This is a genomic window from Solidesulfovibrio sp. DCME (assembly GCF_049995385.1).
Taxonomy (GTDB): domain Bacteria; phylum Desulfobacterota; class Desulfovibrionia; order Desulfovibrionales; family Desulfovibrionaceae; genus Solidesulfovibrio.
Map to the genome: position 1 here is coordinate 4,149,222 of NZ_CP188261.1, position 25,535 is coordinate 4,174,756.

Here is a 25,535-nt window from a genome sequence, read left to right on the forward strand (position 1 = left end):
TTGGCGGCACCCGACACACTGGCCCGTGCGATGGCAGAACTCTGCCATTAGCCAATGGGTGAAGGGCAAAAACGCGAGAAACCGCATTTTTGCGTATCCAAAGGTCACAGTTGGCAGCGCACGCCACAGTCGCGCCAACGGCGGACCAAAGCTCCGCCAACGTACGAATCTCAGGCCAATAAAAAGTAGAAGATCCCGTTGGCACTTCGCCAACGAGATCACTTTTTCACAGGGGCTTTTGGAAGGATTTTAGGGGGTTAAATCACGCTTGTGGTGTGTCAAGCAAGTGCTCTCCCCCTGAGCTACGGTCCTTCAAACAGAATCAGGGAACAGGCTAAATGCCCCAAACTCGTCCCGAAGTCAACCCCAAATCTTTCGTTCCCAAGAAAAAGTTGGGGGCCAAAACTGTTGGCTTCGTTGGCGCGTCGTTGGCTCGGGGTAAGTACGGATTTGGTACGGGGAGGTCAAGGGGTTTTTACTCGGGGGAGAAGAAAATCGGACATCGGGGAGGAAGTAATTGTAAGAATAATTAGTTATTTCAGTAAGTTAAACTATTCCGAAAGAGACTCAGAAAAAGATAAAAATAAATGCGCTATTTGATACGATTCTTTATCTCCTTAATCGCCTTATCGAATTCTTTTTTAGCTTGCCATCTATTCATTTTAGCAGCCACCTCAGCATAGTGCTCCAATACAGCTAAAGAATTTACACCCATCTCCTTAAGAGAATTTCGAACCACTGTATAAAACGGTGTTGTCTGCATTCCGACTTGCTGCATATTACTTCTATGTGTATTTCCATCGATTGTCTGGATACAAATTGATTCGACACATTCATCTGCTCTTGAAATTTTCGCCAAAACAATCAGTAATCTAAGCTTGTTTGAATTCCTACAATGCAGTATTTCATTGCTAAGTTTTTGCTTATCAAATGGCATTCTCTTTAAAAATAAATGTAAAATTTCATAGACATCCTTCTGAAATGAAACAACATATTCTAAAAAAGAATAATCTCCCTTAGATATATTTTCGAGGATATATGCTGCAGAAACAATACTAGAAACCAGTTCACTGGAGAACTTGTACCCCCTACCCTCTCGAATAAGCATTTGCGACAAGTCAACGACAGACCCTGTTTCTCCATACGAATAACCAATCAACGCATTAATTGAAGATAACCCGTGAGATTCTAAGGCTGCACGAACATTGCCTCCAACATCATCAAGATAACAGACAATGTCAGTTACAACCTTTCGCGCCAAATCTTCAGGAGAAGAAAATTTACTTCTTATTTTCTCGGAGACAAGTATTTTGAATTCTTTTAATTTTAAAGCAGCATCGCCAAATTCAATATTTTCTAAAAAAATCGGGTGTTTCTTTTCATCAATAATATATGTAAAAATATCAAGATTGCATTTTAATGTAGTTTCGTATTCTAATTGAGTGAAAGATTTTCCATGGCTAGAGGCCGACCCATACCTGCACCCTATAACACAAACCAGTATATCACTTTTTCTAACTTTTTCCAAGCATTTTTCAAGAGGTTCTTGTGGACCTGATCCCCAGTACTCCATTGCGTTAACAATTTGACCAAGAGCATGCAGAGATTTTGTAACCTCAATACGATGCTGTCTTAAGTCATCATACGTTGAGCTGATGAATATTTTTTTCATTGTAATTCCTACTGTAATTATACATTAGCTTTTTGCCCTAGCGAGGACAATTTCACCAAAATTTCCTAGACGATTTGATTGTTAAAAGTTGTAATGATCACCAATTTTATACGTCATATCCCCACGCGAAAAATCAATATTTACAACTATACCATCCGAATTAATCACGACACCATCTATTTGATTGTAAAAATGGCCAGTCCTAATTAAAGAGGCGATCGCTTCAAGGACTAAAGATTTTTTTAATTGAAGTTTCTGTGAAATTTCAACATGAATCCCTTTCCTCCACGGTTGTTGGGGGAGAAGCTGAGAAACTTTCTCTATCATATCATCAGTTAGGATGTTTATTTTGACATTATTAGTCCCCCCCCAAACACCGACAATCCCCACTCCAGAAATATTTTCATTAGTTCCAAACAAACGACAAGCCTCATCCATTCTTCTCAATTTATTTAAGTGCCTAGTTAAGACTGATGAGGCCCCGTGCAAAGAATCGTAACACTGGCTCAATAAAGAAAAAATATTTCCAATAAACTCAGGTGTTAACATATCTACATCGAGATCTAAAAATTCTGAATAGCTATAGTCAAAAGTACCAATTTGTTTTGCGACAGCACATAATGCCACCGCACCGCGCCATTTGCCTAAAACTCTCCTACCCAGAGAATTAAGGCTTGGAAGCGTTCTAGTCATGCCAAATTCCACAGACTTAATTATCGCTGCAAGGTGCGGCCAAATATGAATCTGAACTTTATCCGAAAAAACAGCCTCATAGCTACACCTGTTGCGCATAAACTTCGATTTTAAATTTCCCGCTTTTTGCGGAGATTTATTTATGAGTGCAACAAAACTTACCGCCAATAAAATTGGAGTGATAAATCTCTCGGCAGGCTTACCTATATACTTATAATAATTTTTTCTCCTTTCATAATACCAATCATATTTCTCGAGTATGTCCTCAATATCTCTTTGTATTCTATCGGTTGCATTTAAAGCCGCCAATTCAACTTGATTTTGGTTGTTCGTGGCTTTAATAATTGCATCACGAACACTTTCATCTTCTGAAACTATAACTTTGACCAAGACACATCTATTGTCTTCAATACTCCAATCTCTGCTAAAATGTCTAAATATAGACTGCGTAGTTTGTAAGCCATTTACAATTTGAACATCATGAAGTTGAATTGAATTACCACAAAAGGTTTTTCCGAGTGGGATTGCTGATGTTGCCAAAATTGTAATCCCATTATTTAACCACCAAAAGTTAGGCGAACTACCATTGTCAAGCGTGTCAGCAATATCCTGATTAACAGAACTCATTCCAAGAAAATCCCGCACATTCGAATCAAACAAATACCTCCGAAGTTGCTTATTTTCATCGCCTACAAATTGTGCATAAGCATCAATTTTAACCAGCAGCACAAATGCACCCTCATTGCTAGACAACTGCTCAACATACGGCAACTCTAATACAACTTTATTTTTTCTATGCAAAGCAATCAACTCTGTTGATCCAAAGAAATCTAACGTAACTGTAGCATCGCTAAAGTAATCGCTCACGATTCTTTTAAGCTGCTCTCCACGAGCTATTATATTTGTCTTTAGATCAACAACATCCCCACGAGAAGAATACGCAAATTTGAAGTTTAATCTAGGCAATCCACTAGCAGTTTGGCGAAACGCATACACTAAGCTTTGTCTAATTTTTTGTAGCTGATCTGAATATTCACCTTTAAATTCATTTGATTCTTTTGTAAAATCAAGCAACTCTTCAATTGTCGGGAAAATTGTATTCAATGGACTTTGCTGAAACGAATCTCGATGTTTGCAGCTAATAACCCAAACATCAAATTCTATATTTTTTCTCGGGAATACACAATTCGCCTCATTTCGCAACAATATTCCATTAAGAAATACAAAAAAACCGTCAATACCGCCATCATTTCTACCATCAACCCATCCAAAATCAATTTCTTCACGTGTCAAATCATAACTTTTCAATATTTGCTCAAAAGAAAACAGTTCAAATGCCTCTCCTCGATCAAGAACATCAGTGGCCATTTTATTTTCGATAATACTATCGAGTAAGACTACATCGTTTTTTGCCATTAATTTGGTAGCGTCCACGGAGGTGGTGTAAATTCTGAAGTCGTCCAGGCCGGGGGAGAGCCTCCGGCCCGGACGGAATGGGCGAGGTGGCCATCGGGTCAATTGGCTGTAAGGTGAAGTTACGACGCCGCACCTGCAACCAAAGGAGACCACGATGGCCGAGGACAGCATGGCATTAATCGAGCTGATGCAAAAGGCCGACGGCGGCGATTTTCTCCGCTCCCTGGCGGAAGCCGTCCTGCAGCTTCTCATGGAAGCCGATGTGGACGGCCTCATCGGGGCCAGCCGCCACGAGCGAAGCCCCGAGCGAGTCAGCTACCGCAACGGCTACCGTGACCGCAGCCTTGATACCCGCATCGGCTCCTTGCAACTGCGCATCCCCAAGCTGCGCCAGGGCAGCTACTTTCCGCCCTTCCTGGAGCCACGCAAGACCAGCGAACGCGCCTTGGTGGCCGTCATCCAGGAAGCCTGGATCGGCGGCATCTCCACGCGGCGCGTGGATGATCTGGTCCAGGCCATGGGCCTTTCCGGCATCTCCAAGTCCCAGGTGTCCAAGCTGTGCAAGGACATTGATGAACGGGTCCATGCCTTTCTTTCTCGGCCGCTGACCGGCGAATGGCCCTATTTGTGGCTGGACGCAACCTACCTCAAGCAGCGCGAAGGCGGCCGGGTGGTCAGCGTCGCCGCCATAATCGCCGTGGCGGCGAACACCGAAGGCCGCAGAGAAATCGTGGGACTGCACATCGGCCCCAGCGAGGCCGAGCCGTTCTGGTCTTTTTTCCTCAAAAGCCTTCTTCGTCGGGGACTTGGCGGCGTGAGGCTTGTCGTCTCCGACGCCCATGAAGGCCTCAAGGCCGCCATGGCCAAGACGTTCGGGGCCACGTGGCAACGCTGCCGGGTCCACTGGATGCGAAACGCCTTGGCCCGGGTTCCCAAGTCCCAGCACGCCATGGTCTCGGCCGCCCTGCGCCAGGCCTTTTTACAGCCGGATGCGGCCAACGCCAGCCAGACCTGGCGGCATGTCGCCGATCAGCTTCGTGGAAAATGGCCACGGCTCGCCAGCTTCATGGACGAAACCGAGCACGACGTGCTGGCCTACATGACCTTCCCGGCGCAGCATCGGGTCAAGCTGCACAGCACCAATCCGCTGGAAAGGCTCAATAAAGAAGTGAAGCGGCGGGCGGACGTAGTCGGCATCTTCCCCAACGAACAGTCCATCATCCGGCTCATCGGGGCCATCTTACTGGAGCAAAACGACGAGTGGCAGCTGCAAAGCCGCTACATGCAGGTCGAGGCCATGGCCGAACTCAACACCCAACCAAACGAGGCGCAGCCAGCCCAAATTCCACCAAGAGCAGCCTGACCGAGGGCCACCTCAAGCACACCAGAATTTACACCACGTTGACGGACGTGACCAGCGACAGCGCGCTCTTCCATGTGAAATAACAAGTCAATCTACACCAAATTACTTCGTCGAAAAAAACTCAAATAGCTTTTTCAAAAACGCCTCGTTCCCAGTTATTATAGTCACTAGGTTTGAATAAAACCCGATCAGAAACAAACCAAAAACAAATATTATTCTATAAAATGCATTTTTAGCAATAGCATCTTCAGCACTTTTATTCACAAGCCCCAACTTGAACAAGCAATTTGCTGGCAAGGCAAGCAACACTTCAAGTCCATCAAAAAACAATTTATAAATATTTACAAATGTCAATTTGCTTATACGCACATCAGCTATCCCCATATATTGTACAAGCAATCTGCGTACGTCGTCTATCATGGGCAGTGGCTCTATGGTTCGAATTGAATCTCCTAACAATGCTCCAACTCCTTGTGTCTGCTGTATATATACAGGGAGTAATTTAATAATCTTCGGCAAAACGTTAGGTATAAATTGATAGAATTCCCCATTCTCTTTGACATAGCCATTTACACCTAAGATGTCTTGCACCTTAACACTTTTTTCTATGAGCCATAAATAGTCCTTGTCGTCAGGTGCATAATTTTTAATCCAATTCACAAACCAGTTTAGATAGCTAGAAATAAATTTCTTATTTTGCCTATAACGATGCCAAAGCACTAACGAGCGCATATATCCTAAAAACACAAAAAATACAACAAAATACAACAGATTCAACCCGACACTTGCCATAGTATTTTACTACCCCTGACCTGCCGGTGTTCTTCGGACCAGTCAATTCTTGAGGGTGACTCCTTGGTTTGAGGTACTATCGAGCATCCGAGCAAAGGCCCCCGGCGTCATTTTGCCGAGGCTCGAATGCGGCCGCACCTCGTTATAGCTTTTGCGCCAATCCTCAATAACCACCTTGGCTTCCACTCTGGAACGAAACCACTCCATGGAGAGGCATTCATCCCGGAATTTGCCGTTGAAGCTTTCGACCATCCCGTTTTGCCAGGGCTTGCCGGGATCGATCAGGGCGACTTCGAGCCCTTGATTCGCCACCCAGCGCAAAAGCGCCTTGGAGACAAACTCCGGACCGTTGTCCGAACGCAGGTGATGCGGCGCCCCGCGTTCGCTGACCAAGCGCGACAGGATTTCGATCACCCGATTTGACCGGATGCTCCCGGCAACGTCAATGGCAAGGCACTCCCTCGTATATTCGTCAATGATCGTAAGGCATTTGAGCTGCTGCCCATTGGCGCAAGCATCGTGCACGAAGTCGTAGGCCCAAACCTGGTTGGCTCCTGACGGCAATTGCGGACGAGGCCGCGAGTGCGCCACACGTTTGCGCGGCCGCTTTCGAGGCACCTGCAGCCCGGCCTTTTGCCAAAGACGCAACGCTTTGTCGGGTCCCATGGCATGCCCCAACTGCTCCATGAAAACCAATATCCGCCGGTAGCCGAACCGGGGGAACTGGTCTGACAACTGCTTCATGGCCGCCAGGAGCGGACCATCACGAGCGTCGATGCGCGACGCATAGCCAAGCGTCGATCGAGAAACGGAAAACAGCGCACACGCCCTGCGCTGCGACAGTCCGCGTCGCTGCGCAAACACCACCTGCCGGCGTCTGGCGGGTGCGCCTACCATTTTTTTGCGGCGACTTCCTTCATGACCTCGATCTCGAGGTCCCGCTCGGCCAGGAGCCGTTTGAGCCGGGTGTTCTCCTGCTCCAACTGGCGCAGGCGTTTGACGTCGTCGGCGTTCATGCCGCTGAAACGCTGCCGCCAGCCATAGATCGTCTGTTCGCTGACGCCGTGGCGCTTGGCGACCTGGGCAACCGGATCCTTGTCGGCCTCGCGCAGGATGCCGACCATCTGCTCTTCGGAAAATCGTCCCTTTCTCATGGCTCCCTCTTCGTCGTCGGGAGTCACCTTCTCAAGTTTCAGATGGTCCGAAAAGGCCCAAGCAGGTCACCCCACCCATACCATTAAAACTACCCCAAAGTAGCGCTAGAGAACTCTAAGCAATAAGAGATCAGATGCACCATTTTCAAGGACTTCGCCCTACAAAAAAAGCTTATCCGTGAGCTGGTCGCGGAAAATTGGACAGTCTGCTAAGCTATAGTCCTCAAACGAGGAGGACGGTTTTCGATGTCCCATCGACGCAAGTTTTCAGCGGAGTTTAAGGCCAAAGTGGCGCTCGAGGCCCTGTCCGGCGAGTTGACCTTGGCCGAGTTGGCCAGCAAGTACGACGTGCATCCGACGCAGATTGCGGGTTGGAAGCGTCAGGCCAAGGAAGGTATGGTTGCTGCCTTTTCGGGGAGGGCTGCGACCGTGCAGAAGGATGCCGCCGCCGAAATCCGGGAACTCCACGCCAAGATCGGCCAATTGACCGTGGAAAAGGATTTTTTAGAGCGAGCCTTCGCCAAACGGTGAGTCGCGGGCGAAGGCGTGGGATGGTCGAACGCGAGCATCCCCGACTCAGTATTTGCCGGCAGTGCAACATCCTCGGACTGGCCAGGTCGACTTGGTACCATCGCCCTAAAGGCGAGTCGGCCATGAATCTGGACCTGATGCGGCGCATCGACGAGCAGTTTCTAGAGACGCCGTTTTACGGTTCGCGCCAGATGCGACGGCACTTGCGGCATCAGGGCATCGAGATCGGACGTGGCCGCGTGCGGCGGTTGATGCGCAAAATGGGACTGATGGCGATCTACCAGAAGCCCAAGACCAGCCAGCCACATCCCGGGCACAAGATCTATCCGTATCTGCTGCGAGATCTTGCGATCAAACGGCCGGATCAGGTGTGGTGCGCCGACATCACGTATGTCCGCATGAAGCGGGGCTTTCTGTATCTGGTGGCGGTCATGGACTGGCACAGCCGGGCGGTGCTGTCCTGGCGGCTATCCAACACCCTGGATGCCGATTTCTGCGTTGCCGCCTTGGAAGAGGCCATGAATCGTTACGGGGTACCGGAGATCTTCAACACGGACCAAGGCTCGCAGTTCACTGGCCAGGACTTCACCCAGGCGCTCAAGGATGCCGGCGTCGCCATCTCCATGGATGGCAAAGGCCGGTGGATGGACAACGTCTTCATTGAACGCCTGTGGCGCTCGGTGAAATGGGAATGCGTCTACCTGCGGGAATTCGAAACCGGCAGTCAGGCTCGCCAAGCGCTTGGAGACTGGTTCCGCTTCTACAACGAGCAGCGGCCGCATACGGCTTTTGACGGTCGCCTCCCCATGGACGTATACCGGGATGGCCACTCGGCCTCCAAGGCGGCATGAGCACCAACCGGACTATAGCTTAACTGCGCCGCCAACCTGTCCAACCTACCCGGACCACCTCAGTTGGTGGTGCCGACTTGAAAGACATGGAGGATATCGCGGACCCCAGGATACAGGTAGCCGCCGAAGACGCCAATGAACATGGCCGTGAAAATCCATACCGTCAGGAAACGATCCAGAAACGACAGCTTCTTGACAATGGTCTCAGCCATGACTGTCCTCCTGTTGCGTCAGCCGCAACTATTGAGTGGTTTGGCCTGGAGATGCTGTCGCAACTTCGCTTGATCCCGCAGGAGGATTTCATACTGCCCCATATCGTGGCGCAATACATCCAGCACCTTGACCAGGAGGGACTCACGCGGCGTTGCCAGTTTGTAATACATCCATTTGCCGCACCGTCGCCCGGAAACCCACCGTTCCTTTTTCAAGTAGCTCAAGTGCCGGGAAACAGTGGACTGGGGCATCTCCAGTGCCGTCATCAAATCACAGACACAAAGCTCCCCATCACGCAGCAAACCAATCAATCTCAGTCGATTAGGATCCGCGAGCGCCTTGAAGCCATCCGAAAGACTGTCCATAGGACCGCTATATATCCGCCTAAGCGGATTTATCAATGTGTTTTGCCGCAGCCCTTCGCCCCAGGGAAAAGGCCGTATGCGTTTCCTGAAACGCCCGTTCGCGCAAGGGGCTGCCCGCGCGGCCCCGCCCCTCGCCGCTTCGCCGCCCGGGGACGGCAGCGCCGCATCGCTGGCCAAGGCGGCAATTCCGCACCGCCACGCCAGCGCCGCTGCCCTACCCGCTTGCGCCCGACAAGGCCCTGCCCTCTTGCGCCCGCCGGGCGGCTCGGCCATACTGGGCCATGCCCTTTACCTTCCAAGCCCCTGGCAAAGTCGTTTTCGGCCGGGACACGGCCCGGCAACTCCCCGCCCTCGTCGCGGCGGTGGGAAGCGCCCCCCTCGTGGTCACGGGCGCCAAGGCCAGCCGCCACCAGGCCCTGCTGACCGCCCTGAGGCAGGCTGGCCTTACCGTGACGACCTACGCCGTGGCCGGGGAACCCACCGTGGAAGCGGCCACGGACGGGGCGCACCTGGCCCGGGCGGCCGGTTGCGACGCCGTGATCGGCCTGGGTGGCGGCGCCGCCCTGGATACGGCCAAGGCCGTGGCCGCCCTGGCCACCAATACCAGCGACGCCTTCGACTACCTGGAGGTGGTTGGCGCGGGCAAGCCCCTGACCGAACCGCCCCTGCCGGTGGTGGCCGTGCCGACCACGGCCGGCACCGGGGCCGAGGCCACGGCCAACGCCGTGCTGTCCGTCCCCGGGCGGCGCGTCAAGGTCAGCCTGCGCTCGCCCCTGATGCTGCCGCGCCTGGCCCTGGTCGACCCCCTGCTTTCGGCCTCCATGCCGCCGACGGTCACGGCGGCCACGGGCCTCGACGCCCTGACGCAACTGCTGGAAGCCTTCGTGTCCAACCAGGCCAATCCCATGACCGATGCCCTGTGCCGCGAGGGGCTTGGCCGGGCGGCCCGGGCGCTGCCGGCAGCCTACGCCGACGGAACGAACCTGGCGGCGCGCGAGGACATGGCCCTGGCCAGCCTCCTGGGCGGCCTGGCCCTGGCCAATGCCAAGCTCGGGGCCGTCCACGGCTTCGCCGCGCCCTTGGGCGGTCTTTTGGCCGCTCCCCATGGCCAGATTTGCGCGAGTCTTTTGCCCTTTGTCACGGCGGCCAACATCCGGGCCCTGCGCAGCCGCGATCCCGGCTCGCCGTCCCTTTCCGCCTACGCCGCGGCGGCGACGCTTTGCACCGGCCGCCCGCAGGCCAGCCCCGAGGACGGCGCCGCCTGGCTCGACACCTTGTGCCGCCAGCTGGCCGCCCCGTCCCTGACCGCCCTGGGACTGACCGCCGCCGACATCCCGCAGGTCGTTGCCAACGCGGCCAAGGCCAGCAGCATGCGCGGCAACCCCGTGGCCCTCACCCCCGGGGAACTGGCGGACATCCTGACCGGCGCCCTGGGCTAGGCCAGACCCGCCCCGGGCGCCATCCAGGGCTCGGTGGGCAAGCTTGCGGCCAGCATCCCGGCACAAGCCGCGCCCGCCCCGTTGCCATTGCGGCACGGTGGCCAGCCTCGCGGCCAGCATCCCGGCACAAGCCGCGCCCGCCCCGTTGCCATTGCGGCACGGTGGCCAAGCTTGCGGCCAGCATCCGGGCCCAGGCCGCGGCCGCGCCGGGCGCCGGCCGCTCTTTCATGGATACCGCACCGACAGAAGTGCCTTTCATGTGGCACGGCACGCGGCCGGCTGCCCCGCTTTCCCCCGGCGCCCCCTACCGGTGGCCCAGGCCCCGGCATGGCCTTGGCCGGCAAAACAAACGGGCGGCATGACCGTAACGGCCATGCCGCCCGTGGCGCGTGTGGGGAGCCGGCTTGCCTGGACGGGGCAAGCCGGCCCGCGACGCGGAGGGGGGCTTGGGTGCGTGTCCCCGAAATCCCGTGGCCGGATTCCGGGGACAACGCCGGTTCATCAACGCCGTGCCAGGCGGAACCGCATGCGGCCCGGCCGCAACGCCTAGGCCTCGATCCAGCTCTTGCCGCGTTCCACGGCCCGCTGCCAGTCGTGGAGCAGCTTTTCCCGGGTGGACTGGTCCATGTTGGGCTCGAAGCGGCGGTCGAGCTGCCACATGGCGCCGATCTCCTCCTCGCTTTTCCAGAAGCCCACGGCCAGGCCGGCCAGATAGGCCGCGCCCAGGGCCGTGGTCTCGGTCACCATGGGCCGTTCCACCGGCACGCCCAGGATGTCGGCCTGGAACTGCATGAGCAGGTTGTTGCGGGTGGCGCCGCCGTCGGCCCGCAGGGTCTCGAGCTTGATGCCGGCGTCTTTTTGCATGCAATCCATGATGTCGAGGGTTTGCAGGGCGATGGATTCCAGGGCCGCCCGGGCGATGTGGGCCTTGGTCGTGCCGCGGGTGATGCCGACCATGGTGCCGCGGGCGTACTGGTCCCAGTGGGGCGCGCCCAGGCCGGCGAAGGCCGGCACGAGGTAGACGCCGCCGTTGTCCGGCACGGATAGGGCCAGCTGCTCCACCTCGGGGGCGGTCTGGATGATGCCCAGGCCGTCGCGCAGCCATTGCACCACGGCGCCGGCGATGAACACGCTGCCTTCCAGGGCGAAATACCGGCCCGAGGGCGTGGCCCAGGCCATGGTGGTCAGCAGGTTGTTGTGGCTGGCCTTGGGGGCGGTGCCGGTATTCATGAGCATGAAGCAGCCGGTGCCGTAGGTGTTCTTGGCCATGCCTTCCTTGAGGCAGGCGTTGCCGTAGGTGGCGGCCTGCTGGTCGCCGGCGTTGCCGGCGATGGGCAGGGCCCGGCCCAGGAATTCGGGATGGATCTCGCCCACCACTTCCGAGGACTTGCTCACGCGCGGCAGCATGGCCCGGGGCACGCCGAGAAAACCGAGCAGCTCGTCGTCCCAGTCGCCGGTGTGGAGGTTATAGAGCATGGTGCGGCTGGCGTTGGAGGCGTCGGTGACGTGGACCGCGCCCTTGGTCAGGTTCCAGATGAGCCAGGAATCGATGGTGCCGAACAGCAGTTCGCCGTTTTCGGCCTTGGCCCGGGCGCCGGGCACGTTGTCGAGGATCCAGCGGACCTTGGTGCCGGAGAAGTAGGCGTCGATGACCAGGCCGGTCTTCTCGCGGATGACCGCCTCCAGGCCGCGCTTTTTGAGTTCGTCGCAGAATCCGGCCGTGCGGCGGTCCTGCCAGACGATGGCGTTGTGGATGGGCGCGCCCGTGGCCTTTTCCCAGACCACCGTGGTCTCGCGCTGGTTGGTGATGCCAACGGCGGCCACGGCCGAGGCCTCGACGCCGGCCTGGCTCAAGCATTCGCGCATGACCCAGGACTGGGTGTCGAAGATCTCGTTGGCGTTGTGTTCCACCCAGCCCGGCTGGGGATAGATCTGGGTGAACTCCTTCTGGGCGATCTGCTTGATGTCGCCTTCGCGGGAGAAAAGGATCGCCCGGGAACTGGTCGTGCCCTGGTCGAGGGCCAAAATGTACTGGCTCATAATTAGCACTCCTGCGCGCCGTCTTCGCAATAGTCGACGTCGGGGTCTTTGTTGAGGGCACCGGTGGTCTTGTCATAGATCAGCGCGCCCAGGGGGCCGCCGACCAGGGGGCCGAGGATGGGCACCAGCACGATGCTGGTGTCCATGAGGTTGGGCTGGGTGAAGCCGGCGATGAGCGCAAAGAACCGGGGGCCGAAATCGCGGGCCGGGTTGATGGCGTATCCGTTCATGGGCCCAAGGCTCATGCCGATGGCCATGACCAGCATGGCCACGGCCAAGGGTCCGATCCAGGGGATCTTGTTCTTGGCCCCGAAGTCGCCGATGGACAGGATGCCGAACATGAGCACGGCGGTGCCGATGACCTGGTCGATAAAGCCCGGCCAGAAGCCCGGCACGGCCGGGAAGGTGCAGAAAATGCCGGCCGTCTTGACCAGTTGCGGGTCGAACAGCAGCCATTTGGCCTTGTAATCCAGGAACACGATGGCCGCGCCCAGGCAGCCGCCGACGGTCTGGGCCAGGGCGTAGGGCAGCACCTTGCCCCAGGGGAAGCGGCCGGTCACGGCCAGGGCCAGGGTCACGGCCGGGTTGATGTGCGCCCCGGACCGCAGGCTGGCCAGCACGCCGAAAAACACGCCCATACCCCAGCCGAAGGTGATGGTGTCCCAACTGACGTTCAGGGCCTCGCCGAAAAAGACTTTCACGGCCACGCAGCCGGCGCCGAAGATGATGAGGACCATGGTCCCCAACAATTCGGAAAAGAGTTCCTTGCCCAATGCCGATCCATTACTCATGACGACCCCTCCTGCAACGCTTCAGACGTTTGTCTCCCCCCTTCCGGGCCGGAAAGAGACCGGTTGTCCAGGCCTGCCTCAGCCAATGCGTTCGTCCGCGGCAGCGTTGGCGCCCCATGCCCGGAAAACCAGGCATCCAGCAGCCGGCAGACGCTCTCCACCTCTGTTGCGCAATGCCGCTCGTCCCAGCCGAGCTCCCGCCCCATGATCGCCGCCACAGCCGGGGCCGCTTCCCGGGCATGGGCCATCTCCACCAGGCCCAGGGGCAGCCGCCGCAGCAGCACGTCCCCGACATGGCGAGCCATCTCGTGGCGCACGGCGAAGACGACCTGCGCGCCGAGAAACGGATGGTCGGGATGGATGGGCCGCATCAGGTCCTCGTCCTGGCGGCCGATCTCCAAAACCGTGCCGGCCTCGTCGCCGTACAGGGAGTACAGCGACCGGGCCAGGGCCGGGTCCAGGCCCTGCCGGGCGGCCAGGTCCCGCCAGGCCTCGGGATAGAAGGCCCGCGAACCCAGCAGGCGCAGCCGACCGGTGGCGCTTTTGCGCCCCGGCGCCAGGCCGAAGGCGGCGCAGGCCGCGTCCACGGCGTCCTCGGCCATGGACCGGTAGCTGGTCCACTTGCCGCCGGTCATGGTCAGCAGGCCGGACGGGCTTTGTTCCAGGACATGGGTGCGGGCCAGCTCCTGGGTGTTTTTCTTTTTCGGGTTAAAAACCAGCGGCCGCAGGCCGTTCCACACGGCCAGGACGTCGTCGCGGGTCACGGGCTTGCGCAGGTAGGCGCAGGCGTAGCGCAGCAGGTAGTCCACGTCGCGCTTCTCGGGCGCCGGGTCGAAGGCGACCTCGGCCGGCTCGTCGGTGGTGCCGAACAGCACGTGGCCCTGCCAGGGGATCATGAACAGCACCCGGCCGTCCTCGGTGCTCGGGATCATGAGGGAAATGTCGTCCGGGGTGGTGCCGGCCGGCAGCAGGATGTGGATGCCGGAGCTGACCTTGAGCATGTCCTGGGCCTGCGGGTCGTCCATGCGCCGGATGGCGTCGGCAAAGGGGCCGGTGGCGTTGACCACGCCCTTGGCGGCCACGTCCCAAACCTGGCCGGTGAGGCGGTCATGGAGCGTGGCGCCGCTTACCCGGCCGTTTTCCTTGACCAGCCCGGTGACTTCCACGTGGTTGGCGCACACGGCCCCGTAGGAGGCGGCGGTGCGGGCCAGGGTGACGGCCATGCGCGCGTCGTTGAACTGGCCGTCGCAGTAGATGACCGCGGCGGCGTAGCCGTCCAGGTTGAGCTGGGGAAAGAGCTTCTGGGCCGTGGCCCGGGTGACCAGCCGGCTGCGCCCCAGGGCCAGGCGTCCGGCCAGCAGGTCGTAGAGCACCAGGCCGATGAAGATGTAGGCGGCCTGGAACCAGGTTTTGACCGGGGTCATGAGGCGGATGGCATGGGCCAGGTGGGGGGCGTTGTGGAGCAGCCGGCCCCGTTCGCGCAGCCCCTCGCGCACCAGGTTGAACTGTTCGCGGTCGGCCTTGAGGATGGCCTTTTCCAGGTAGCGCACCCCGCCGTGCACCAGTTTGGTGCTTTTGCTGCTGGTGCCCTGAGCGAAATCGTCTCGTTCCACCAGGGCGACGCGCAGGCCCCGGGTGGCGGCGTCCAGGGCGATGCCGCAGCCGGTCGCGCCGCCGCCGATGACGAGCAGGTCGAAAAGTTGTCCGTCTTGCAGACGCCGTATGTGGTCCTGTCTGTCCATGGCTCCACCTGGCTTTAAGGGTTGAGCAGGCTGTGGGCGGTGGTGGCGTCCGTGACGAACACGTGGACGTAGCCGCGACGCAGCACGGATTGCAGTATGGGCACCTTGGCCATGCCGCCGGAGACGAGGATGATGTGCGGGACCTTGCACAGCCCGGCGAAATCCGGGGACATGCTGCACTGGTTGACCTCGTGGTCGAGCACGTTGCCGTCCTCGTCGAGGAAGCGGCCGAAAAATTCGCCCACCGCCCCGGCCCGGGACAGTTCCCGACGCTGCGCCTGGGTGATGGCGCCCAGGGCGATGTTGGTGGCCTGGGCGGTCATGTCGCCGACGGCGGTGAGGATCATGTCCACGTCCAGGGCTTCCTGGTAGAAGGTGCGGAAAAACGGCTGGGCGGCGATGGTGTGCCGCACCTCCGGGGTGGAAACGAACATGGGCGCCGGCAGGTGGTTGCAGACCTCGGCCGCGAGCTTGCGGGCGAACATGGCCGTGGAGTCGAAGGGATTGACCGGGCTTCGGGGCACGCCGCCGTAGAGCGAGGTCACGGAAACGCCGTGCATGCTGCGGATGACCATGCCGTTTATGGCCGCGCGCATGGTGTGTCCCCAGCCCACGCCGAAGCGCTGCCCGTCGCGCAGTTGCAGGGAGGCGTATTCGCCGGCCGGCCGGCCGATGGTGTCGTAGAAATGTTGCCCGCCGCGTTCCGGGGTGGGCACGACGATGGCCCGGGTCAGGCCGAAGCTGCGGGCGAGTTCCCCTTCCAGGGCCACGCAGTCCCGGAAGGCGGTGTTGATGACGACCCGGATGAGCCCGGCCTCGCGCCCGGCCTGGAGCAGCCGGTTGACTTTGAGCCGCGTCAGCCCCAGCCGCTCGCCGATCTCGCCCTGGGTGAGCTCCTCGTGAAAGTACAGCCAGGCAACCCGGGAGATGAGATGGTTTTCATCCTCGTCGAATCCCGTCACGGGAGCCTCCGGCATTTCGGTTGCGCGACGCGGCATACAGGCAGAACTATTTTGTCAGTTTGAATACAACTGTTAGAACAAATCGTCAATCGCTTTTTCCAGGAATCGCCACCGCTCATCGCGGCCCTGCATACCTCGCCCGGACGACATCCAAAATAAATACATTAAATTTTATATGGATAAAAAATATTTCCGCCCAAAACACGCGAAAAAATCGCCTCGGCAACAGTCGTTGTCGAGGCAATCATCTGATCATTTGTTAAAAGAAATGTAACGATGTTTGGCGTGCCACCTCACAATGGCCACGTCCGGCGAACAAAAGATCGCCCGCACAGCGCCGGCGCCACCCCCCTTGGCCGGCGACACCAAGGCACACCCGCCGGCCCGTGGCCGCGGCTTCGGGCCGGCGGAAAGGCTCCGCCGCCGGCCCGGCCGGAGAGCCGGCCAAAGCAACGCTTCCTGACCGGCCATGGCCGCGACAATGCAAGGGTACACACCACCGCCGGCCACCAAGACGCCCGTATGCCGGGGCGGCGGGAAGGCCGGATCAGTCGCCGTTGCGCAGCAACAGCAGTTGCCCGGACAGGTCCGGCCCGATGCCGGGGAACGTCTCGGCCGGGTCGTGGAGGATGGGCCCCGTGGTCAACACCGCCGGCCCGTCTGCGGGAAAGGCAAAGGTCATGGGAATAGTCATCTCGAAGCCCTCGGGATAGCCGGGCAAAACGGCCGTGAAGGCGTTGCCGCCCTCGGGTTGAAGCCGGGCCCGCCAGTGCCTGGGCCCCATGACGATCTCCAGGTGGTCCCCGGCCAGGTGCACCGCGAACAGCCCGTAGGCCGGATTGCCGTAGCGGCCGCAGTAGCGGGCCAGGGGCAGGTCGGGCACGGCCGTGGCCGCGCGGGCCAGCGGCAGGCCGGGCACGGTCGTGCCCGTACCGGCCCGGCCGGTTGCGCCGCCCGGCGGCGGGCCGGCCGGGCCGGCCGGGCCGGCCTGGGCTGGCGCGCCGGCCGCTCCGGTGTGGGCTGGCGCGCCGGCAGCCACGGTTTGGGCTGGGGTGGCGGCCGCCCCGGTGTGGGCTGGCGCGCCGGCAGCCACGGCTTCGGTTGGGGCCTGGGCCGAGGCGCCGGCCGTGCCGCCGGCGGCGAAAAAGAGGTCGTAGAACTTCCAGACGACATCCGTGGCCAGGCCGTCGCCGGCCAGGACGTTGGACAGCACGGCGATGCCGACGCCGGCCCCGGGCGCGAAGCCGACGGCGCTGCCCGAACCCATGGCCCCGCCCTCGTGGAAAAGAAACGGCTGGGGCGACAGGTCGTAGCGCATCCAGCCGGCGCAGTAGGAGACAGGACCGGCGTGGGGCGAGCCGGTCCCATGCTCCCAGGGGCTGACCAGCACCTTGGGGGCCAGCAGGTAATGGATCGTGTCCGGGGAGAGGACCCGCTTGCCGTCGATGCGCCCTTCGGCCAGGAAAAAGCGCAGCCACCGGCCCAGGTCGTTGGCCGTGGTGCGCACGGCCGCCGCGGCCATGGCCCGGTCCTGGGTCTCGTTCCAGAACCAGTCCGCCGGGATGGGCCACAGGCTGTCGTTGGCGAGCCGCAGATGGCCCACGGCCACGTTGTCCAGGGCGTCGACGTCCGCCTGGCTGGCCACGCTGCGGGTCATGCCCAGGGGCGCGAAGATGCTCCGGGCCAGATGTTCCCGCCAGGGCAGGCCGGTCACGGCTTCGACCAGTTGCGACGCCGTCGTGTACAGGACGTTTTGGTAGGCGAACGTGGTGCGAAAGCTGGTCACGGGCGCGACGAAGCGCACGCCGCGCACCCGGTCCGCCGTGGGGTAATCCAGAATCTCCATCATCGTCAGGGCGTACATGGGCAGGCCGCTGCGGTGGGAGAGCATGTCCTCCACCTGGAAGCGCTCGGACACCGCGGCGTCATAGAGCCGGAAATCGGGCAGGTGGCCGCGCACGGTGTCGTGCCAGCCGATACGGCCGGCCTCGGCCAGGACGGCGAGCTGGGCGGCGCAGAAGGCCTTGCTGGTGGAACCCAGGAGAAAGACGGTGTCGGCGTCCACCGCCCCAGGCTCCCCGGCCGTGCGCTGGCCGTAGCCCTTGGCCAGGAGGACCTGGTCGTTTTGCACGATGACGATGGCCATGCCGGGCGAGGCGTAGTCCTGCATCCGGGCCAGGGCGTAGGTTTCCAGCTCGGACAGCCAGTCGGCCCAGGCCGGGCCGGGGCACACGACCGCGACCAGGGCCAGGAGGCACCAGGCGATTCCCGCTCCTCGTCCGCCGCGAACCGAGCATGGTGTCATGGCCATCCCTCCTGCAGTTCTCAGGTCGCATGCCTGTCACAGGGAGCACTTTTTTGCGAAACTATTCGAAAACGGGGAGCGTTGCAATATGCCACACTACCGATACGGCGCACTGGCCATGCGCAACGGACTTGCAGCAATTAACAATTGAGCGACACCGGCAGAACGCACCTTCCCTGAAGGCATGACCTCGTTGTGTCCAGACATGACGCTGTCGGCCCGTACCTGCCATATCATGAAATACATACAAAGCCAGCCTCCCGCACACCTGCGGCGGGCATTGCCTCCAGCCGGGACTGGTATAGGCGTCGCCAGCGCGTCGCCTGAGCCTGAACCACTTCCAAGGCACCTTTGGCGTTGTTGCGGCTGTTACTGTTTCCCATGGACGTCCGCAGCATTTCCACGGTATACGGGCACGTCGTTGCCTCAAGCCGTACCCCCGGCCGGCGTGAGCGCCCTCCGCGCCGGTCGGGGTTGTTGACCAGGCCCCGCCTTCGCCCGCCCGGCGCCATGGCCGCGCGGCGCCGCAGGCGCCCCCGGACGCACGCATCCTCAACACGCGGAGCACGTATGAAACCGATTTTCCGGCCCCTCGCCGCAACCGCCCTGCTGGTCCTCATCGCCGCCACCCCGGTTGCCGCCAAGAAACAGCAACAGCCCCAGGATATCGATTTCGGGGCCGTCACCTGCAAGGAGTTCATCGCCGAAATCGCCGCCAGCGACGAGGAGTCGGCAGGCATCATCCTGATGTGGCTGGACGGCTACTTAAGCGGCGTGTCCGGCGACACCAAGCTGTCCTGGAAAAACCTCGAGTCCTTCAGCACCACCCTCATGGAGGGATGCGCCCAGAAGCCCGGCCGCAAGGTGCTGGAGGTGGCCAAGGAAGTCGGCATCAACTGATCCCGCGGGCGAAGCGGCGCCAAGAGTACCCCCCTGGCGCCACCGCAGGCGACGAGAGCCCGTCGGGCCATCGATGCCACGACGGATTTCCCACCAAGCCCGTCGCGGCCGGGGCGCGAAACCCGCTCCGGTCACGACGGGTTGCAGTATCAATAGCTATAGATGCCGTACTTGCGCATCTTGGCGTAAAGGGTGTTGCGGCCGATGCCCAGCGCCCTGGCCGTGTGGCTGACGTTGCCGCCGTGGTGGGACAGGGCCTCGCGGATGGTCTCGGCGGCCACGTTTTCGAGCTTGAAGGCGGTGCCGGCCGCCTCCCCGCCCCGGGCCGCCTCCCCGCCCCGGGCCGCGTCCGGCAGGGACGGCTGCCCACCGCCCGGAAGCGACGGCAGGTGCTCGGGCCGGATGATCCCCTCCTCCATGACATTGACGGCGTATTCCAGGCAGTTGAGCAGTTCGCGCACGTTGCCCGGCCAGCTGTGGCCGGCCAGCAGCTCCAGGGCGGCCGGGTCGATGCCGGCGTAGGGCAGCCGGAACTCCCGGCACAGCCTCCGGGCGTGGTGCTCGGCTAAAAGCGGCACGTCCTGGGGCCGCTGGCGCAAGGGCGGAATGTCGATGCGCACCACGTTGATCCGGTAATAGAGGTCCGCCCGGAAGCTCCCCTTGGCCACCAGCTCGGCCAGGTCGCGGTTGGTGGCCACCACGACCTTGACGTCCACCGGCCTGGCCTGGCTGCCGCCCAGGCGCACCACGCTGCGCTCCTCCAGGGGCCGCAGCAGGTTGACCTGCATCTCCAGGGGCATTTCGGAGATCTCGTCCAGGAACAGGGTGCCCTTGTCGGCCTCCTCGAACTTGCCGGTGCGGCCTTTGTTCACGGCGCCGGTAAACGCCCCGCCCCGATAACCGAACAGCTCGCTTTGCACGAGCTCCTTGGGGAGCGCCCCGCAGTTGACGGCCACGAACGGGCCGGCGGCCCGGGGGCCGGCCTCGTGGATGGCCCTGGCGAACAGCTCCTTGCCCGTGCCCGTCTCGCCGCACAAAAGGACCGTGGACGGGGTCTGGGCGGCTTGCCTGGCCCTCTGGACGGCCTGGCCCATGGCCGGGGCGCGGTAGAGGACGCCGCCGAACTGCCGGGCCGCCGGGCCGCTGTCCTGGTCCCCGGGCCGTTCGCGACGCGGCGTGGGATGCACGGCGTGGGATTCGACCAGGGTGACGATGGTGTGCTTGACCGGGCCGACAAAGGCATGCACCGGCGAGGCCCGCACGGTCAGGCGCGGGTTGACCTGGCAGGAAAGCGTCATGGGCTCGGCGCAGGCCGGGTCCTCCTTCTGGCGGGCCAGGTAGCGGCCGAAGCCCAGGTAGGCGTCGGCCCGCTGGCCGCGAAGCCCCCCGGCCTCCTGGCCGAGCAGGGCCTCGGCGGCCTGGTTGGCGTGGGTGATGCGGCCGCACTCGTCCACGGTCATGACGCCCGTGAGCACGGCGTCGAAGACCGCCGAAACCAGGGAGCGCGACTTGATCTCGACGTCGGCCAGATAGGTGCCAAAAAGCAGCCGCTCGATCTCCCGGGTGGCCGAAAGCACCAGGGGAAAAGTCTGGGAGAAGTCCGAGGACACCGGCCCGGAGATGTCGAAGGCGCCCCAGAGGTTGCCGTGGGGGTCGAAGACCGGGGCGGCGCAGCAGTTCCAGGCGTGGTGGCTGCGGCAGTAGTGCTCCTCGCCGTAGATCTGGACGGGCCGGCCGGCGATCAGGGCCGTGCCGATGGCGTTGGTGCCCACGCTCGATTCGGCCCAGTTGGCGCCGGGGCCGAAATTGAGCTTCTCGGCCTCGAGCAGGGTCTCCCGGTCGCCGCAGGTGCGCACCACCCGGCCCTTGGCGTCGGTCATGGTGATCAGCAGGTTCTTGCCCTGGATGGCCTTGTAGGTCTTTTTCTCGATGTCCCGGGTCAGTTCGCGCAGGTGGGAGGCGAAGGGTTCGAGCTGGGCCACCGGCGTGAAGTCCCAGCAGCTGCGCGGCGAGGGGTCGACGGCCATGTCCCGGCAGCGCTTCCAGGAATCGAGCAGCAGGGCGCCCGGCTTGGGCCCCCGCATCTGGCCCGTTTCCACGAAGCTCTTCCACTGGTCGTACAGGGGCCGCCGGGCCGCCGGCGCCCAGGACGAGCCCTCGCGCCAGAGGGCTTGCCCCTTGCGCTTCTCCACCCCGGCGCCGAGCGCCTCCTCGCGGATCTCGAAAAGTTCTCCCGTTCTTTGCAAGGTGTACACGTTGCCTCCCGGGCTGCCGTTTGCCGAGCGTCATCCCGCCTTAGCACGGATGTTGCGGACAGGAAAAGTGTTCCATTTTCGAACACCTCCCCGACGCGGGGACTGCCGCGACCCCACTTCCTGCGTTGGTGCGCCCCTCATAGCACGTCTTGTTCCAATTCTGAACAGATTCCGGCCCGCCAAGACGAATTTCACTCGATTACAGCATCAATTCAACTACATACCGCCCTGGCACTTGTGTTGCAAGTTTCCCGCATCTTCCATGCAACGGCCCGGCCCCACGGCCAGCGCCGGTACGGGCGCCGGGCCAGTACCATGCATGAAACGCGAGGAGGAGCCGCAATGGCGCATCAGGTCCTTATGCCCAAATGGGGCTTGACCATGAAAACCGGGAAGATAGCCCGCTGGCTGGCGGCCGAGGGCGACACCGTCCAGGCCGGCCAGCCGCTGCTCGAAGTGGAGACGGACAAGATCACCAACGTGGTGGAAGCCCCGGCCTCGGGCGTGCTCTTCCAGATCGTGGCCCCGGCCGGGGAGGTCGTCCCGGTCATGCAGGTCATCGGGCTTCTCGCCGATGCCGGCGAAACGCCCCAGCGCCTCCCGGCCGGCGCCGCCGCGGCCGCCGCGCCCACCGGTCAGGCGGCCGCCCCCGCCGCCCCGGCCAAGGCCGGCCCCACGGGAGCCGTGCGCGCCATGCCCGCCGCCAAACGGCTGGCCAAGGAACTGGCCATCGACTTGGCCACCGTCGCCGGCACCGGCCCGGACGGGGCCGTCACGGAAAAAGACGTGCGCGCCGCGGCCGCGAAGCCCCCGGCGCCGGCCCCGGCCGCGACGCCAGCCCCGGCGCCCGCCCCGACCGCCACCCCGGGCGCCCCCCGGGCCGGCACCATCCTGCCCATGGAGGGCATCCGGCGCCTGATCGCCGAAAACATGCAGGCCAGCCTGCAACAAGCCGCCCAGCTGACGGTCTTCGTCGAGGCCGACGTCACGGACATGGTCGCCCTGCGCGAGGTCATGCTCGCCCGCAACAAGCACGATGCCGGCTACCGCCTGTCCTACAACGACATCATCGCCTACGCCGTGTGCCGGGCGCTTTTGAAACACCCCATCATGAATTCCACCCTGGCCGACGACGGCATCCACCTCCACGACCACGTCAACCTGGGCATCGCCGTGTCGCTGCCCGACGGGCTGATCGTGCCCAACGTCAAGGGGGCCGACACCTACGGCTTGGAGGAGCTCAAGGCCAAGGTGCGCGACGCCGCCGGCCGGGCCCGCAAGGGCGGCCTGTCCATGGACGAGATCAGCGGCGGCACCTTCACCATCTCCAACGTCAGCATGCTCGGCGTGGACGGCTTCACCCCCATCCTCAACCCGCCCGAGACCGGCATCCTGGGCGTGGGCCGGGTGGTGGACAAGCCCGGCATCCACCAGGGCGCGGTCTGTCCGCGCAAGTTCATGACCCTGTCGCTGACCTTCAACCACATGGTCACGGACGGCGGCCCGGCCATGACCTTTTTGCGCGAGCTGGCGGACATGCTGGAACAGCCGGTGCGCATGCTCGTCTAGCCCGGCCCCGGTGCCCAAGGGAGGTTGCCATGGCCCGCAAGCGATTCGTCATCGAGCTCGGTTTCGGCGCCGACCTGCACGGCGCGGACATGACCAAGGCCTGTGTCCGGGCAGTGCGCGACGCCGTGTCGCGCAGCTGCCTGTGCGGCCTGGTGGAGGTCCACGGCCGCGGCGGCTTCGAGGGGGTATTCGTCCATGCCGACCTCGGCGTGCCCGACCCCGGGGCCGTGGATCGGCAGCAGGTCCTGGCCGCCATCCCCATCGGTGAGAAGTCCGTGGCCGTCCACCCCGGCGGCCTGCGCCTGGCCGGCCTCGAAGTACCCTGCTTCGGCCCCGGGGTCAGCGACATCGTCGTGGCCTGCGCCGGGGTCACCGTGTCCGTGGACGAACCCGACGGCCACCAGGAAACCCCATCCGCAACCACTTCCCGCGAGTGCCTCGCGGGAAACCCATAACGGAGGTGAATGCGATGAAAAGTCCCGACAAGAAGACCTTGCTTGCCATGTTTTCCACCATGAACAAGATCCGGGAGTTCGAAACCAAGCTGCAGGAATTCTTCGCCGCCGGCAAGATCCCGGGCTTCGTGCACCTCTACCTCGGCGAGGAGGCCGTGGCCACCGGCGCCTGCGCCGCCCTGACCACGGCCGACAGCATCACCAGCACCCACCGCGGCCACGGCCACTGCCTGGCCAAGGGCGGCGACCTGAGAAGCATGATGGCCGAGATCTACGGCCGCAAGACCGGCTACTGCAAGGGCAAGGGCGGCTCCATGCACATCGCCGACTTCGACCTCGGCATCCTCGGCGCCAACGGCATCGTCGGCGCCGGCGGCCCCCTGGCCTGCGGCTCGGCCTTTGCCCAGAAATACAAGAAGACCGACCACGTGACCGTGTGCTTCTTCGGCGACGGCGCCTCCAACCAGGGCACCACCCAGGAGTCCCTGAACCTGGCCAGCGCCTGGAAGCTGCCGCTCGTTTTCGTCAACGAAAACAACGGCTACGGCATTTCCTGTCCCCAGTGCAAGTCCATGGCCGTCACCGACATCGCCGACCGGGCCGCCGCCTACGACATGCCCGGCGTGGTGGTGGACGGCAACGACGTCCTGGCCGTGTTCGAGGCCGTCTCCGAAGCGGTCAAGCGGGCGCGCAAGGGCGAGGGCCCGTCGCTGATCGAATGCAAGACCTACCGCTGGCGCGGCCACTTCGAAGGCGACGCCTGCTCCTACCGTTGCGTCGAGGAACTCAACGAGTGGCTGGCCAAGGACCCCATCCCCCGTTTCGCCAAAAAGCTCGTCGAGGCCGGCATCGCCAGCCAGGACGAGCTCGACGCCATCGTGGCCGCCATCAAAAGCGACATCGAGGCGGCCGTGGCCTTCGCCGAAGCCAGCCCCTACCCCGAGGCGGCCGAACTCCTCGACGACGTCTACGCCTAGCCCGCCGGCCCAAATCGCCGCAACCCGCAACGACAAACGCAACGGAGACACACCATGGCGAAGAAAACCTACCTCCAGGCCCTCAACGAAGCCATGCGCCAGGAGATGGAACGCGACGAGAACGTCTTCATCCTGGGCGAGGACGTCGGCCAATTCGGCGGCTGTTTCGGCGTCACCCAAGGCCTGTTCGACCGCTTCGGCGAAGCCCGGGTCATCGACACGCCCATCACCGAAAGCGTCATCGTGGGCGCGGCGGCCGGCGCGGCGGCCAGCGGCCTGCGGCCCATCGCCGAGCTCATGTTCGTGGATTTCATCGGCGTGGCCCTGGACCAGCTGTTCAACCAGGCGGCCAAGATGCGCTTCATGTTCGGCGGCAAGGCCAAGGTGCCCATGACCCTGCGCATGCCCCAGGGCGCGGGCGTGGGCGCCGCCGCCCAGCACTCCCAGTCCTTGGAAGCCTGGTTCATGCACATCCCCGGCCTCAAGGTGGCCATCCCGGCCACGCCCTACGACGCCAAGGGGCTGCTGATCAGCGCCATCCGCGACGACAACCCGGTGGTCTTTCTCGAACACAAGATGCTCTACGGCCTGGAGGGCGAGGTGCCCGACGAGCCCTACACCGTGCCCTTCGGCCAGGCCGACATCAAGCGCGAGGGCGCGGACGTGACCGTGGTGGCCACGGCCTCCATGGTCCAGGCCGCCCTGGCCGCGGCCGAGGCCCTGGCCGGCGACGGCATCAGCGTCGAGGTCGTGGACCCGCGCACCGTCCAGCCCCTGGACATGGACACCATCATCGCCTCGGTCAAAAAGACCCACCGGCTGGTGGTGGCCCACGAGGCCGTGGGCTTCGCCGGCCCGGGCGCCGAGATCGTGGCCCAGGTAGCGGAAAAGGCCCTGGACTACCTGGACGCGCCGGTGAGGCGCGTGGCCGCGCCCTTCTCGCCCATCCCCTTCACGCCGCCCCTGGAAAAGGCCTGGATACCCAACGCCGACGACATCGTGGCCGCGATCAAGGCCATTTCCTAGGCCGACCGGCCGGCGACACGCGGC

General features: G+C 61.7%; 19 protein-coding genes and 1 pseudogene. 8 read left to right on the forward strand and 12 right to left on the reverse strand.

Annotated elements, in window-relative coordinates; genetic code table 11:
• Nucleotides 1–592 precede the first annotated feature (592 nt).
• Both ACP59X_RS18350 and ACP59X_RS18355 read right to left on the reverse strand, forming a co-directional pair.
• Nucleotides 593–1,672 (reverse strand): DUF4062 domain-containing protein, encoded by a 1,080-nt coding sequence (locus ACP59X_RS18350; protein ID WP_428561177.1) that lies wholly within the window; start codon nucleotides 1,670–1,672, stop codon nucleotides 593–595.
• A gap of 81 nt (nucleotides 1,673–1,753) precedes the next feature.
• Nucleotides 1,754–3,799, reverse strand: a complete 2,046-nt coding sequence (locus tag ACP59X_RS18355; protein WP_428561179.1) for an AIPR family protein — start codon at nucleotides 3,797–3,799, stop codon at nucleotides 1,754–1,756.
• Nucleotides 3,800–3,935: 136 nt separating this feature from the next.
• On the opposite strand from ACP59X_RS18355, the gene ACP59X_RS18360 reads away from it, so the two are divergent.
• Nucleotides 3,936–5,144, forward strand: coding sequence for an IS256 family transposase (locus ACP59X_RS18360; protein ID WP_428558936.1), 1,209 nt, complete (start codon nucleotides 3,936–3,938; stop codon nucleotides 5,142–5,144).
• A 102-nt stretch (nucleotides 5,145–5,246) separates the two neighbouring features.
• On the opposite strand, the gene ACP59X_RS18365 is transcribed toward ACP59X_RS18360, so the two are convergent.
• Nucleotides 5,247–5,876 (reverse strand): hypothetical protein, encoded by a 630-nt coding sequence (locus ACP59X_RS18365; RefSeq protein ID WP_428561181.1) that lies wholly within the window; start codon nucleotides 5,874–5,876, stop codon nucleotides 5,247–5,249.
• Nucleotides 5,877–5,978: 102 nt separating this feature from the next.
• Nucleotides 5,979–7,090, reverse strand: a protein-coding gene (locus ACP59X_RS18370) for an IS3 family transposase (protein ID WP_428561184.1) whose coding sequence is annotated in 2 segments (ribosomal slippage) — nucleotides 5,979–6,832 and nucleotides 6,832–7,090 — 1,113 coding nt in all. Because the reading frame shifts where the segments join, the coding sequence is not laid out codon by codon here.
• Nucleotides 7,091–7,336: 246 nt separating this feature from the next.
• On the opposite strand from ACP59X_RS18370, the gene ACP59X_RS18375 reads away from it, so the two are divergent.
• A protein-coding gene (locus tag ACP59X_RS18375) for an IS3 family transposase (protein ID WP_428561186.1) occupies nucleotides 7,337–8,472 on the forward strand; the annotation gives its coding sequence in 2 pieces (ribosomal slippage) (nucleotides 7,337–7,612 and nucleotides 7,615–8,472; 1,134 coding nt in all).
• 62 nt (nucleotides 8,473–8,534) lie between these two features.
• Here the strand turns inward: ACP59X_RS18375 and ACP59X_RS18380 are convergent.
• Nucleotides 8,535–8,684 (reverse strand): annotated as a pseudogene (locus ACP59X_RS18380) (arsenical-resistance protein); the annotation flags it as partial.
• Nucleotides 8,685–8,702: 18 nt separating this feature from the next.
• Nucleotides 8,703–9,050 carry an ArsR/SmtB family transcription factor gene (locus ACP59X_RS18385; protein ID WP_428561188.1) on the reverse strand — a complete coding sequence of 116 codons (348 nt, stop codon included), beginning with the start codon at nucleotides 9,048–9,050 and terminating at the stop codon, nucleotides 8,703–8,705.
• A 281-nt stretch (nucleotides 9,051–9,331) separates the two neighbouring features.
• Here ACP59X_RS18385 and ACP59X_RS18390 point away from each other — a divergent pair, with 281 nt between their 5' ends.
• Nucleotides 9,332–10,489: an iron-containing alcohol dehydrogenase gene (locus tag ACP59X_RS18390; RefSeq protein ID WP_428561190.1), complete on the forward strand. Its 1,158-nt coding sequence runs from the start codon at nucleotides 9,332–9,334 to the stop codon at nucleotides 10,487–10,489.
• 546 nt (nucleotides 10,490–11,035) lie between these two features.
• On the opposite strand, the gene glpK is transcribed toward ACP59X_RS18390, so the two are convergent.
• From glpK to ACP59X_RS18415, 5 genes are all read right to left on the reverse strand, one after another.
• Nucleotides 11,036–12,529 (reverse strand): glycerol kinase GlpK, encoded by a 1,494-nt coding sequence (gene glpK / locus ACP59X_RS18395; RefSeq protein WP_428561192.1) that lies wholly within the window; start codon nucleotides 12,527–12,529, stop codon nucleotides 11,036–11,038.
• 2 nt (nucleotides 12,530–12,531) lie between these two features.
• Nucleotides 12,532–13,320 carry an MIP/aquaporin family protein gene (locus tag ACP59X_RS18400; protein WP_428561195.1) on the reverse strand — a complete coding sequence of 263 codons (789 nt, stop codon included), beginning with the start codon at nucleotides 13,318–13,320 and terminating at the stop codon, nucleotides 12,532–12,534.
• A complete protein-coding gene (locus tag ACP59X_RS18405) occupies nucleotides 13,317–15,062 on the reverse strand; it encodes a glycerol-3-phosphate dehydrogenase/oxidase (protein WP_428561198.1) in 1,746 nt (581 codons plus the stop codon). The genes ACP59X_RS18400 and ACP59X_RS18405 overlap by 4 nt, the downstream gene beginning before the upstream one ends.
• A gap of 14 nt (nucleotides 15,063–15,076) precedes the next feature.
• The gene (locus ACP59X_RS18410) at nucleotides 15,077–16,024 is read right to left on the reverse strand and encodes a sugar-binding transcriptional regulator (RefSeq protein ID WP_428561201.1); all 948 of its coding nucleotides are present in this window, start codon (nucleotides 16,022–16,024) and stop codon (nucleotides 15,077–15,079) included.
• 547 nt (nucleotides 16,025–16,571) lie between these two features.
• The gene (locus ACP59X_RS18415) at nucleotides 16,572–18,329 is read right to left on the reverse strand and encodes a serine hydrolase (protein ID WP_428561204.1); all 1,758 of its coding nucleotides are present in this window, start codon (nucleotides 18,327–18,329) and stop codon (nucleotides 16,572–16,574) included.
• A gap of 570 nt (nucleotides 18,330–18,899) precedes the next feature.
• Between ACP59X_RS18415 and ACP59X_RS18420 the strand changes: the two genes are divergently transcribed.
• Complete coding sequence (locus ACP59X_RS18420) at nucleotides 18,900–19,229, forward strand: HdeA/HdeB family chaperone (protein ID WP_428561207.1); 330 nt, start codon at nucleotides 18,900–18,902, stop codon at nucleotides 19,227–19,229.
• A gap of 149 nt (nucleotides 19,230–19,378) precedes the next feature.
• Here ACP59X_RS18420 and ACP59X_RS18425 read toward each other — a convergent pair whose 3' ends face one another.
• On the reverse strand, nucleotides 19,379–21,484 hold the full coding sequence (locus ACP59X_RS18425; protein ID WP_428561210.1) for a sigma-54-dependent Fis family transcriptional regulator: 2,106 nt from the start codon (nucleotides 21,482–21,484) through the stop codon (nucleotides 19,379–19,381).
• A gap of 342 nt (nucleotides 21,485–21,826) precedes the next feature.
• On the opposite strand from ACP59X_RS18425, the gene ACP59X_RS18430 reads away from it, so the two are divergent.
• From ACP59X_RS18430 to ACP59X_RS18445, 4 genes are read left to right on the forward strand one after another with little or no spacing between them, the layout of a single operon-like run.
• Nucleotides 21,827–23,053: a dihydrolipoamide acetyltransferase family protein gene (locus tag ACP59X_RS18430; RefSeq protein WP_428561212.1), complete on the forward strand. Its 1,227-nt coding sequence runs from the start codon at nucleotides 21,827–21,829 to the stop codon at nucleotides 23,051–23,053.
• A 29-nt stretch (nucleotides 23,054–23,082) separates the two neighbouring features.
• Entirely contained in the window at nucleotides 23,083–23,508 is a 426-nt protein-coding gene (locus tag ACP59X_RS18435; RefSeq protein WP_428561216.1) for a Lin0512 family protein, read from the forward strand.
• Between the two features lie 14 nt (nucleotides 23,509–23,522).
• A complete protein-coding gene (locus tag ACP59X_RS18440) occupies nucleotides 23,523–24,485 on the forward strand; it encodes a thiamine pyrophosphate-dependent dehydrogenase E1 component subunit alpha (protein ID WP_428561218.1) in 963 nt (320 codons plus the stop codon).
• 54 nt (nucleotides 24,486–24,539) lie between these two features.
• Nucleotides 24,540–25,511, forward strand: a complete 972-nt coding sequence (locus ACP59X_RS18445) for an alpha-ketoacid dehydrogenase subunit beta (protein ID WP_428561221.1) — start codon at nucleotides 24,540–24,542, stop codon at nucleotides 25,509–25,511.
• The last annotated feature ends 24 nt before the right edge of the window (nucleotides 25,512–25,535 follow it).